Here is an 11,477-nt window from a genome sequence, read left to right as displayed (position 1 = left end):
ATAATCATCGAAGAATTCAAAAGGGTTTGGGTTTTAAGACACCAAATCAAATGGCCGAAGACTTTTATAAGTTGGCTGCCTAGAATCTCCCAAGGGAAAGTCTCCTGATAATTCAGCGTATATCACTATTATGGCGGGCTACCGAAAACTCAACTCAGTAGCACATATCTAGCCTTTTTAGAAAAAGCACTTACACCACATTCCACACATTTTACTGAAGACACGGCTGAACTAAAAATATTGCAACAACAATTCAAAGTGCAATCTGCATTATCTATAGGAAGGATAGGGAGCCAACTGGCACTTGAACCCAATTTTGTGAAAGAGCAATTCCATATTTTACATAGACATTGTCACGAAAACATCCAAGAAGATAAGCACATTATTAATCAACTTAATGCATATGCGTGTTGGATGTGGCATATCAGTTTGTTGAGTTTGGCAAGTCGGCCTAAAAAAAACCTGTTGGGGAATTTGGATGATTATTGTGTTGAGCTCAAGCTTTTATATGTGAATGATAAAAAAAATAGTAAAGCAAGAAAAGATGGTCGTTTTATCCCTTTATCTGATTTTTTCATAAAAACACTGCAAAATTACACTGCCTTTTTAGAACAAATTATTGAAGCGTACGGTTCATTTTTTAGACAAGTCTTTGCAAAGAAGAAGATAACTGTAAATGATCTTTTTGGTAAGGTCATTTTTAGTAAAGATATCTTGCCGATAACTGTCAAAGAATGGCAGAGCAGGAAAATTAAGTTAATCCCTTTATCGAGAAAATGGGTGAATTCATATATGCAAGGAGTCTTTCCAAAGAATATGTATTCGAATTGGTTACGTCATTTTGACATGAACTTTTTGATGCATGAGCAGCAAGAGGGTAAACCAGCATTAGCTTTTCACTTAATTCAGGCCCTGTATGGTCATGACCAACGTGACCGAGAGGCTTTTCATCCGCATTCTTCACTTATCCCGAATGTCTATGTACAGCAAGCCCGCCAGCAATTGCAAGATAATGTCAAATCTTTATCGATTAAACACTTAGAGCGAAAATAGTTGTATGCAAAAAATCAAAGAACTAATAAAACCACAACTAGATGATCTATTTGTTGATATTCATAAAATGGTGAAAAAGTCGCTAGATAGACAGCCTTCTCCACCTGAAGTATTGACGAAAGAAATGCAGCAAAAACTTGATCAGCAGATCGCTGAAAAATGGCATGACATTAAAGATAGTGTTGATTGTTTGAGTCAAAAGTTGAGCCGAGACGAACAATCAAAACTGATGCAATTTACTGAAGATGAATTTAATAAAAGAAGGAAGCAATTCAACCAGAATGTAGATAAAAAATCATACAGAATTAAGCTAAATCCACATACTAAACGGATCGTACTGCCTAGAAAAATTGAGAGTACAGAGTCACGGTTAGAACAGGGGCATCTACATATCCATGTACTTAAGGAATTAAGGCAGTATTGGCAAGATTCATTTGAATATTGGAATGAACCAAAGTACTTATGGGGAAATTTATGCTTAAGTTTTATATATATTTCAGGCTGTGCAGATGAACAGCATTTGATTGCTATTCAGAAGCAATTGCAGGAGGCCATTGAGCTTGGTACAGATCTGAATTGTTTTCGGTTATACCATTCGGACTACAAAAAAATCACTAATCCATTGTTACTACATTATCGTGTTGAAAACTCTCAATATGGCAACGATGTAGAACAGGGAAAGTTGTACCAATGGAAACATGTTTTTTTTAACCCATATGCGCAGTTCATTTTGCAATATTTAAAAAAGTTGAAAGCTGCTCAGAAAGAATTTTGTCTGCAACATTCAGTTGAAGATTGTATTTTAGAAAGCTTGAGTAAGATAGGCAGGAAAAAAAGTCTTGGGGATCTGCAATATCAAATTAAACGCCGTGGATTTCGTGCATTTAATGATGTGCAAATGGTACTCGAATTTAATCCAAACCTCAGCATAGATATATTTTTGAGTAATGTGCTTCAGCAAGAGATTAATACTGTTGCTTTAAGGCCATCCGAATTTAGATTGCTGTGGAATAATGATTACAATCAAGTCACAGAACCAGATAATCGCCCTATTCATTTTGAACAAGAGCAGTTACTTCCTGAAGTTCCGACTGTTCAAAGCAAATTACAAACGATTCCGTATGAGTTGATGTTGTTTGGTCAAAAGAAACGTAAAGGTCAAAAAGTTGAGCGTTTAGATAAAAAGAGGAATAAAGAAGAACGCACGCTACGTTTTTGGCAAGAAACTAGAAGGGTGTTAGAGGAGAAGATAGTTGATGCTAATACGGAGGAAAAGTCTTTAATTGATGCTCAACTACGCTTAATTCACTGGTTAATGCATTTAAAAAAATGAGGGCTTCAATTATCAACTATTGAAAGCTACTTAGGATCGTTTGGCAAAGAATTTATATTTGAGATTTGGCTCAATAAATTAGATTTAAAGCAACAATCCATAGATGACTATGAGGATTTATATCGGCAGCTATTGAAATACAGCAGTGAACGTGATGAAAAAGCAGTTCAACGAGATTCGGTGAAAGGAAAAACCTCTCGTAAGATGCACCAAAGCGCAGAATACCGTTTTGGTCGCCTAAAAGATTTTCATCAATTCTGTATAGAGAATTATGATGCTCCAGGGGTATTGGTGTTACAGAATTCAAGTTTTAAGCATTTACAAATTTGCAATGCACGGCTAGTGAGTCCTTTGCTATTTGGCAAATTATTGGAAAAACTAGAAAATTTAAGTCAAGAGCCAACGGCATCAGAGTGGGTCGATCATCTGAGTTGTTTAAAGCTGATGTATTTACTAAGTTATAGAACTGGACTTCGATTAAATGAAGTTCGTTGTCTTAAAATACAAGATATTATTTGCCCAGAGCTACTTTATAAAGAAAAAGAAAATACAGTTTTTAATAATATCACGCTTCATATCCAAGACAATTCATATCGCCGTCTGAAAACGCGAAGTGCGAATCGTCAAATACCATTGAAAATTGCATTGTCAGAACATGAGTTTTTAGTAGTACAACGTTACATACAACATCGTTATGAGCAATATTTGGTTAATCAGCAGGATGATCTACTTTTTAGTGTGAATCATCGTGTATTAACTGATCAATGTATCAGCAAAATTACAGTAGATTTGTTTAGTCAAATATTAGGTATGCATCATGGCTTTAGTTTTCATACATTACGCCACAGTGCTGCTAACTATCTAGCAATAACTTTGCTCGGTTCAAAAGAAATGATCAAGACCTACACAGATTGTCCTTGGGTAAAAGCAAAAAAGATGAGGGATTTATTGTTTGGTATGAAAGCACGTGCTCAAGAAGAGATTATTCAACATAAATGGCAGGTGCTCGCCTCTTGGATGGGGCATAGCAGTATTGAGCAAACGGCTTCAAATTACCTTCATGTTTTGGATTTATTAGCAGTCGATCGAATTTATAATTCGCCGTGTATCATTTCAAAAAAAGTATTAGAACAGTGTTTTAGTCCAGTGAAGTCAAGTACAGACTACATAAACCTAAATCGTTATACTCAGCAGCAGAAATGGTTTAATTCTTATCAGCAAACACAGCCAGTTACGATGGCTGGCCGACAAGAAAAGAAGTTTAGTATAGAGAAGAGTACTCTGACACCTTTTCAACGTTTGATAAGTTTTAGAGAAGGTCGATTAAGCGAAGATACCCAAGCTCAAGAATGGATGCAACGATGTCAATGGATGAGCACTAAATGGATGGATCGCCAAAAATTTAATTTAAAAACGAATTATGTTTATAGTAAGAATTTAGAAGAGAGTTGGTTTGATGAACTTTACGAAAAGGCTAAAAAACTGACTCGTCCAGATGAAATAATTCCTCTCCTTGATTTTCATTATAAAGATGATAGGCAGCAAGATGCACTGAAAGAAAAGAACATGGTTAAGGCGCTTAAAATATTATTATTATTTGGAAAACTGCGTAAGAATTTTCTACATTTTCAATGCCGAATGAAAGGTGATGAGCAACAAATTGTTAATTTTATTACTGGTATAGAGCCAATGTTAGGAGATCATCTGTATTTAGAAAAACAAAACTACCCAGTTAATTTGGATGCTCCTGAGCGAACCGTTAAATTTAGTTTTCAAAGAGTTGTCGGCTCTAACAAAAAAAATGTTACTCCGCTGGTTATATTTAATTTAATGTTAAAAATGATGCAAAAAGATGAACTCTGGATCAAATAGCCTAAGCATGTTAAAGGGGAATTGTTTAGAAATTTCCCTGTTTATAAGTAAACTGCCTTTATGAAAAGCACCATGCTGACTTGGATTAATAAGCGGAATGTAGTATCACAGTTTGATCGCTGGATTTACGAAAATGGTGTGAAGATTAGCGGTATGGTAAATCGATGAGCTAAAGTGTTGTAGTCCAAACTCGATCTGACAATTACCCATTTTTTAGTGTGCCCGTCAGGTTAAATTTGAACTGAATTTTTCTCAGCCCAAATTCATTTCCAATCAAGTTATGTTTCAAGTGGCGTGCGAACACTGCACAATTTAATTCACGGTGCCTAAGACAGGTATCAACTTCGGACCAGCCATTCTAGCTTTGCTAATGATTTCCACCAGCTCATCATAAGTCAGTTCAAACTTATCCTCACTATCAAATACATAGACCATATTCTTGCCTTCATGTTCAGGTGGAGTAGGTGGTACAAATCGTTTCGGGATAAGAATTTGTGCGAGTTGTTCGTCAGTTAATTTAAATAAGTGCATGTTTTTATCCTACTGTTCCTTAAAATGTATTCAAACATACTCAAGGACTAATTCGCACTCTGTTAATGTCTTGTTGCCAAGCGTGTAACTAGAGCCTGAGTCGGTCAGTTCCGACTTGTAGCGGTCAGTCCGTTCTTGCAATATACGCTTTACAGTTTTGTAAGGCGTATAACGACTTATCTCATTGTCGTTTAATCTTGCAAGCACGTTTCTCGCAGCATTCCAATCAGCTTGCACAACTTCCCCATTGAAACGGTGAAAACGATCTCCCTTACGTGTACCTATTAAAAGGCCATGCAAGAAAGAATCACTTTGCGAAGTATATGCAGAATTGACTAGATGCACCGTAGAACCTCTACGGTGAGATATAGAAGTTAGGGCATTAGCTAACAAACCTTTAGCCCATGTATTTAAGCGTCTATTGGTGTTTTTGCCATAGTTGCGTTTACTTTGAATTGGGGATGTTAAATCTTCCGCAACAATCACTTTGGCTTTATCAACCAACTTGTGAGTTGCTGTAAATATTAATGTTTTGAGCTTTGCTTTTTGAGTATCTTGTCGCTTATCTAGTTTTTTTCGACCTAGATTATTTAACTCAATTTTCTGTTTCTTGTGCGGTTTGGCTTTAGAAATCGCTCTGAGCTTATTTCTACGTTTGTACTTTTGATTTAGGTAGTCTGATTCACTTGAGATCAATTTACCTAAACCATTGCCATATACTTCACCATCAGAATCCACAAAGGCTTCTGAATAACCTTTATCAACACCTACGGTTTCCTGACCACAATCCTGTGTTTCAACTGCATCATAAGTTGAGTGAACTTCAACATTACCGTTTTTTAGAATGATTCTAAGTGTGCCTTGTGGCGCAAAATCAACAGTGGTGTTTAGTGGAATTTTAATGGTTTGTCGAGGGACTAGACTCGGCACTTTAAGCCAACATTGACCATTTAACTCAAAAGTTTTACACATATCCGCACGAACAATAATTTGATTATGTGTGTGATTAACACCATGCTTAAAGTGATTACGCATTTGACGATGGAGGAAATTATCAGTCATCCATTCATCTTTTTTAAGCAAGGTGTATAGTCTTTTTTGTTCATTATTACAGGAGGTGCGTTTTCGGATCGCCTGCTTTACTTTGTCTTTTGATGCTTCTCGATAGGCTTTAATATCACCTATGCAATCACGTAGCGTTTCTTTCCACGCATTTGCAGAAACACCAAAGTCACGACTTTCTTTCATCCACGCATCACGAATAGCTCTGTCACTGATATTCAAACCTGAAATAGCACCATATTTAGCCCACACCTCGCTACGAATACGACCAAGTAAAACAGCTTGTTTCTCAAGCTGTTTGTACTTTTGCACATTCAAGTTTTTACAATGGTGGATGCGTGTTAATTTCACAAAGTCATGCCTAGGTTAAGGGATTGGATAATCAATAGATATGGATGCTAATATACCAAGACACTCACCTAAAATACAAAAGATAATCATTTAAATCTCTAATAAATACCCACCTTGCCACTACTGAATCGACATAGACAAAATGAGAACTTATGCAAATATTTGTCTATATTTTTAGTTATAGTTAATTACTCTCGTAAAACAGCTGACGAAGTCCGAGATAGAATCATTGCGTCAAAACAAACGTGATGCTTATGCACTTATGATGAAAATGAATTAATTATTATTTAATTAAGTTAAAAGACTGCTATATAGCGGTCTTTTTTGTTTTTGAGCTCTACAAATTTTAATGAGTACATATAGTTACTTTTATAAAAATGATAATAAAGGGTAGAGGAGGTCATCTAAGAATTTAAAGCACAAGACTTATTTAACATTGATGACAGAAAAAGTGAGTTGTTGGGAACTTAAAGAAGAGGTGGTACTTATAATGGTTACTAAAATACAAATACTTAAAATATTAAATATATAAAACAATATATTACAAATATATATGATGCGTAGTGTACGCATCATACATAAAGCGTTCTATTTTGATATAATTGATCCAATCAACCCATTGTTAGGTTTCATTTAAATTCCATGAGTCTTACTGAAATTAAAGTTCGCCAAGCTCATTGTAAGGAAAAAACCAGTTTTTTATCCGATGAAGATGGGCTTAGCCTGAAGATTGAGCCGAGTGGAAGAAAATCTTGGTGCTATCGCTATACAGATCCACAAACTAAAAAACGTCGACGCATTCAGTTAGGTCGTTATCCTGATTTATCGCTGAAAAAGGCACGACAAGTCAGAGATGACTTTAAAGACAATGATTTCTGTTTTGAACAAGATACTGCCTCTAATGTCATCACCTTTGGTAAGGTCGGGGAGGAGTGGTTACAGTTCAAACTGAAAAATGCCTTCAACGATCTACCCCGCTGTGGTGTACTACAGTTAGCAGAAAGATGCTTACAGCAAGATATTTATCCAGACCTTCAGGATCTACCTTTTCAAAACATCAAGCGTTATGACCTGGTTTCAGTAATCAAAAAAATAGAGGGACGCCAAGTAAAAGAACCTGTCAAGAAAGCTTGTAGTTATTTGAACCAAATTTATGACTACGCTGTAGCGATGGGTTATTGTGAATTCAACATCGCGCATGGTTTAAATAAAATCGCCATTAACAGTAAAATCAAGAAAAATTATCCGTATTTGAAAGCGGAGGATATATCTGATTTTAAGTATAAATTACAAAAATTGGATGCCCATCCGATTATTAAAAAAGCACTGCTGTTCAAATTACATACTGGCGTGCGAGGGGCTGAATTGTTATTGGCTGAGCCTCATCATTTTGATTTAAATGAAAAAGTCTGGAAAATACCTGCCTTGCATATTAAACAGTTTCGACGAAAAGTCATATTAGGCCATGAGATTCCCGACTTCTTAGTTCCACTTTCAGATCAGGCTTTAGATATTTTAAAAGACGTCATGCAATGGTCATACGGTGAAAAGTACATTTTTGCTAGCCCACGGAAACATAATCAACCGATTCATTTTAATACATTAAATATGGCTATACGTAAGATGGGCTATGGAAAACATCAATTATCCTCTCATGGACTACGTTCCACTTTTAGTACCATTTTGAATGACTCAGGTTTGTTCCAGGATAACTGGATTGAGGCACAACTTTCACATATTGATAAGAACCGTACCCGTGCCAGCTATAATCACGCTGACTATTTAGCCCAGCGGACTGAAATGATGCAGTGGTGGGGTGATTATTTAAGTACTGCTAAGTGAAAATCGTACTTTTATACATAGACTTAAAACATTATGGGGTTTCAAATGGATAGTAAACAATATACTTGCCGTGTTACATGGTCAGCAGAATATAATGAGTATGTTGGGTTGTTCGAACCACAAGCACTAGCCATTTGTTGTAATTCAGCTTTAAGCGCCCTTAATTCTTTCATGCGTTTATTCACTAGTGCAAGTTGCTGATCAATTAATGCATTAACGCTAGAGCAGCTTTCTTCTGGCTTATTTTTTAATTCGATAAGACGTTTAATATCATTGAGTGATATATCTAGGCTGCGACAATGCTTTACGAATTCCAATTGTTTAAGTGCTTTGCTATCATACAGCCTGAAATTACCTTCTGAACGATTTGGATTTAACAGTAATCCTTCTCTTTCATAATATCTAATCGTTTGTATTGAACAGCCCGATTTTTTTGACAATTCGCCTATTTTCATCAATTTCCCCCAGACATTTGACTCTATAGTTACTATAGAGTCTATAGTATAAGTATGCAACGAAAAGGATATATAAAAAATGACTGAGAAATATTTAAACAATACGAATATCGTTAATTTTGAACACAAAGATATCCAATCCTTGATCGATCAACGTAGGTGGAAAAACTTGGATAACTTCAACAAAATTGGTGCCGCTTATCAGTTTGTAAAAGATGATTTTTGTGGTTATGGTGTTGCAACAAAGTGCTTTTCATCACCAGATACAGATTGGCGTGGAGAAAATACCTATATTCAAAAAGAAGGTATTCATGATGACTTTGGGCTTTATGATTCCCCTGATGAGTTCTATTTCGAAAAAGGGACTAACTTGTCGGGGTTCAAACGCTGGATATATCAACGCTTGATACGTCACTTGATTAATATGAATGTATCAAAACTAAGAAATAGAAAAGTACTAGAGGTACAAAATGCACAACCATAATCATAGTCATCAACATGGTAAAGATGACCGTATTGGTTGGGCATTTTTCCTTAATGTGACATTCACTATTATCGAATTTATAGGTGGTTGGCTCACTAACAGTACGGCGATAATGGCAGATGCAGTTCACGATCTTGGTGATAGTCTTTCAATAGGTTTTGCGTGGATTTTAAGTCGTTTTTCAGATAAAGAAGCATCAGATAAGTTTAGTTATGGTTATCGTAGACTTACTCTCTTTGGCGCATTGATAAACAGTATTGTTTTAATCATTGGCTCAATTTGGATTTTATTTGAAGCAATTCCAAAGCTGTCCAATCCTGAAATGCCTGTAGTCGAGGGGATGTTAGGGCTAGCGATACTCGGCGTTGCCGTTAACGGATATGCTGTATTAAAATTAAAAGCGGGTGAAACATTAAATGAGAAAGTGCTGACATGGCACCTTCTTGAAGATGTACTTGGATGGGTTGCCGTTCTTATAGTCTCTATCGTACTGTTGTTCGCTGAACTGCCGATATTAGATCCCCTTTTATCAATAGGGTTCACGCTGTTCATCTTGTTTAATGTTTTCAAAAACCTGAAATCAACACTCGTTTTATTTCTTCAAGCTGCACCCGATAAAGAGACTCAAAAGCGTATTAAACTATCACTAATGGAATTTCCTGAAGTTAATGGTATCCACCACATGCACTTTTGGTCACTAGATGGTGAAAGTCACGTTTTAACAGCGCACCTTGAGCTGAGTGACAACTTTGACGTTAAAGAATTAATTAGGCTTAAACAAGAAGTTGCAGCTAAATTATCTTCCTATCATTTATCGCATACAACGATAGAGTTTGAGTTTTTAAATGAAAATTGTCGGGATGAAGCGCAGTAAGCTTTATCAATAAAATGTTGGGCATACAATATTAAAAGCAGCTTAATTAGGCATAACCTAGTAATTAAGCTGCTTTTTTTGATTTTAAATTTCGTCGGATTGCTGTTTGCTACTCTCAGAGCCATGCGCCCATTGATATAAAATAGGCAATACAAACAAAGTTAAAATTGTAGAAGATACAATACCGCCGATAACAACTGTTGCTAGTGGTCGTTGTACTTCTGCACCAATTCCAGTGTTTAACGCCATTGGAATAAAACCTAAACTTGCGACCAGTGCCGTCATTAAAATAGGTCTTAAACGAATGATGTGCTGAGTTTCCATCATTGTCTTGGCTTGATGCGGATCAGTCTAAAGCATTCTCAGGAATAGAGGAGCTCGTTGCTGATGTTGTCGCTGATATGATTAGCAATAATGAAAAAGTTCCTACACCACTCTCCGGGAAAATATAGTAGGCAGTTTGTTGTCCTTGTTCTCAGTGGTTCAACAAAAACTAGCCCTCGAAGCCGCAGAACGTGGCGTGGACATAAATTGTTTAGTATCAGTAAAAAGAGCGATGTAATTTTAGTACGAGTGAGTGATAGAGCAGGAACCTATGCTTCATATATTCAGTAAATGGTATGTTTTTGAATTAATAGGTATTTTTAAATAAAGCTTTCTTTGATTTAGTGCTTTTTATTTAATAAATTAATTTTAAAAACAACTTAGGCTAATTGATAAACACTATCTGGAAAGATTAAAAGAAAATATTTTTTAATTTCTGCTAATTCATTTAAGGCAGGTTCCCTTTCAAGCAGTTGAAATGTCCAAATAAGTACAGCCTGATGATTATCATAGCAAGTATTTACTCCAAGAAAATTAGCCATTCCATAACTTCTATTGATGTTCATTTCTTTAATTAATTGATTTCCTAAGTCACGAGCTTGCTGGCTGATCAATAACTCATTTGGTAACACGGCGGTCATCTCCACAAAATAATCTAATGCAGGTTCAATCCTTATATTTAAAAAGTTATAATTTAGTTGAAATGGATAAAATATACTTTCTATAAGTTGTAATAACCTGCTGTAGGTTAATTTTAGCAAAGTATTACTCAGTCAACAACTTCAAATAACCCACAGCAAGTTATTTTTTGTAAATTAATTTAAATATGATTACTTGTAAGTTATCTAGCCTCATGGGCGATAGAAAAATTTTAAAATTAAGTGAAGTGGTGCATGCAACAGGTATCAATCGCAACACGCTCACAAGTATGTATTATGACCGTGCTGTACGTATTGAATTACCAGTCGCCGATAAGTTGTGTAAGTACTTTAACTGTACGATGAATGATTTGTTTGAGTTTAAGGAAGAAGTTGAAGAAAAAGATTAACTTAATACTTCGTTTGATAAGTTTTTCGAAGAAAAAGACTAGCCAATACTTAGTTTGATAAGTTTTTCTCTGCAGATCTAATATTGAATTTTATAAAATATCATTACAAACAGAGGTGGTTCCACTTGTTTGAACAACTAAAAGCGTATTTATAAGTGATATTCCGCTCTAGTTAAGCCACCTTGTTTTGTTGGGGTAGCTGATCATAGTAAAACTCATTTGGTGTCATTTTGTCTAGACTCGAATGA

General features: G+C 35.6%; 9 protein-coding genes and 4 pseudogenes. 8 read left to right on the top strand and 5 right to left on the bottom strand.

Annotated features, from left to right (window positions below; genetic code table 11):
• Window positions 1–126 precede the first annotated feature (126 nt).
• The 3 genes and pseudogenes from FTU37_RS15350 to FTU37_RS16870 form a co-directional block, all read left to right on the top strand.
• Window positions 127–1,053 (top strand): annotated as a pseudogene (locus tag FTU37_RS15350) (hypothetical protein); the annotation flags it as partial.
• 4 nt (window positions 1,054–1,057) lie between these two features.
• Window positions 1,058–4,258: pseudogene (locus tag FTU37_RS15345) on the top strand (tyrosine-type recombinase/integrase).
• A gap of 60 nt (window positions 4,259–4,318) precedes the next feature.
• Window positions 4,319–4,426, top strand: coding sequence for a hypothetical protein (locus tag FTU37_RS16870; protein ID WP_372551473.1), 108 nt, complete (start codon window positions 4,319–4,321; stop codon window positions 4,424–4,426).
• 144 nt (window positions 4,427–4,570) lie between these two features.
• On the opposite strand, the gene FTU37_RS15340 is transcribed toward FTU37_RS16870, so the two are convergent.
• Window positions 4,571–4,789: a hypothetical protein gene (locus FTU37_RS15340; protein WP_000550047.1), complete on the bottom strand. Its 219-nt coding sequence runs from the start codon at window positions 4,787–4,789 to the stop codon at window positions 4,571–4,573.
• Window positions 4,790–4,819: 30 nt separating this feature from the next.
• Complete coding sequence (locus FTU37_RS15335; RefSeq protein WP_168370265.1) at window positions 4,820–6,202, bottom strand: IS200/IS605 family accessory protein TnpB-related protein; 1,383 nt, start codon at window positions 6,200–6,202, stop codon at window positions 4,820–4,822.
• A 642-nt stretch (window positions 6,203–6,844) separates the two neighbouring features.
• Here FTU37_RS15335 and FTU37_RS15330 point away from each other — a divergent pair.
• On the top strand, window positions 6,845–8,044 hold the full coding sequence (locus tag FTU37_RS15330) for an integrase arm-type DNA-binding domain-containing protein (RefSeq protein WP_005245164.1): 1,200 nt from the start codon (window positions 6,845–6,847) through the stop codon (window positions 8,042–8,044).
• A 41-nt stretch (window positions 8,045–8,085) separates the two neighbouring features.
• Here FTU37_RS15330 and FTU37_RS15325 read toward each other — a convergent pair whose 3' ends face one another.
• Window positions 8,086–8,499, bottom strand: a complete 414-nt coding sequence (locus tag FTU37_RS15325) for a Cd(II)/Pb(II)-responsive transcriptional regulator (protein ID WP_005245163.1) — start codon at window positions 8,497–8,499, stop codon at window positions 8,086–8,088.
• Window positions 8,500–8,578: 79 nt separating this feature from the next.
• On the opposite strand from FTU37_RS15325, the gene FTU37_RS15320 reads away from it, so the two are divergent.
• Entirely contained in the window at window positions 8,579–8,983 is a 405-nt protein-coding gene (locus FTU37_RS15320) for a hypothetical protein (RefSeq protein ID WP_180004480.1), read from the top strand.
• Entirely contained in the window at window positions 8,970–9,857 is an 888-nt protein-coding gene (locus FTU37_RS15315; protein WP_127800877.1) for a cation diffusion facilitator family transporter, read from the top strand. Before FTU37_RS15320 ends, FTU37_RS15315 begins: the two co-directional genes overlap by 14 nt.
• An 84-nt stretch (window positions 9,858–9,941) precedes the next feature.
• On the opposite strand, the pseudogene FTU37_RS15310 reads toward FTU37_RS15315, so the two are convergent.
• Window positions 9,942–10,166: pseudogene (locus tag FTU37_RS15310) on the bottom strand (efflux RND transporter permease subunit); the annotation flags it as partial.
• On the opposite strand from FTU37_RS15310, the pseudogene FTU37_RS15305 reads away from it, so the two are divergent.
• Window positions 10,166–10,309: pseudogene (locus FTU37_RS15305) on the top strand (antitoxin HicB); the annotation flags it as partial. The pseudogenes FTU37_RS15310 and FTU37_RS15305 overlap by 1 nt on opposite strands.
• Before the next feature lie 252 nt (window positions 10,310–10,561).
• On the opposite strand, the gene FTU37_RS15300 reads toward FTU37_RS15305, so the two are convergent.
• Window positions 10,562–10,813: a hypothetical protein gene (locus tag FTU37_RS15300; RefSeq protein WP_004658363.1), complete on the bottom strand. Its 252-nt coding sequence runs from the start codon at window positions 10,811–10,813 to the stop codon at window positions 10,562–10,564.
• Window positions 10,814–11,007: 194 nt separating this feature from the next.
• Here FTU37_RS15300 and FTU37_RS15295 point away from each other — a divergent pair, with 194 nt between their 5' ends.
• Window positions 11,008–11,229 carry a helix-turn-helix transcriptional regulator gene (locus FTU37_RS15295; protein ID WP_004658364.1) on the top strand — a complete coding sequence of 74 codons (222 nt, stop codon included), beginning with the start codon at window positions 11,008–11,010 and terminating at the stop codon, window positions 11,227–11,229.
• Window positions 11,230–11,477: the final 248 nt, after the last annotated feature.

The organism is Acinetobacter sp. YH12097 (assembly GCF_013419225.1).
In the GTDB taxonomy this organism is placed as follows: domain Bacteria; phylum Pseudomonadota; class Gammaproteobacteria; order Pseudomonadales; family Moraxellaceae; genus Acinetobacter; species Acinetobacter amyesii.
Note: the sequence above shows the minus strand (reverse complement) of the source record. Positions and strands in the feature narration are given on the sequence as shown.

What these genes read in the sequence shown, in the direction of transcription:
- FTU37_RS16870 (WP_372551473.1), top strand. Translation starts at nt 4,319, where the DNA reads ATGAAAAGCACCATGCTGACTTGGATTAATAAGCGGAATGTAGTATCA.
- FTU37_RS15320 (WP_180004480.1), top strand. Translation starts at nt 8,579, where the DNA reads ATGACTGAGAAATATTTAAACAATACGAATATCGTTAATTTTGAACAC.
- FTU37_RS15330 (WP_005245164.1), top strand. Translation starts at nt 6,845, where the DNA reads ATGAGTCTTACTGAAATTAAAGTTCGCCAAGCTCATTGTAAGGAAAAA.
- FTU37_RS15325 (WP_005245163.1), bottom strand. Translation starts at nt 8,499, where the DNA reads ATGAAAATAGGCGAATTGTCAAAAAAATCGGGCTGTTCAATACAAACG.
- FTU37_RS15315 (WP_127800877.1), top strand. Translation starts at nt 8,970, where the DNA reads ATGCACAACCATAATCATAGTCATCAACATGGTAAAGATGACCGTATT.
- FTU37_RS15295 (WP_004658364.1), top strand. Translation starts at nt 11,008, where the DNA reads ATGATTACTTGTAAGTTATCTAGCCTCATGGGCGATAGAAAAATTTTA.
- FTU37_RS15340 (WP_000550047.1), bottom strand. Translation starts at nt 4,789, where the DNA reads ATGCACTTATTTAAATTAACTGACGAACAACTCGCACAAATTCTTATC.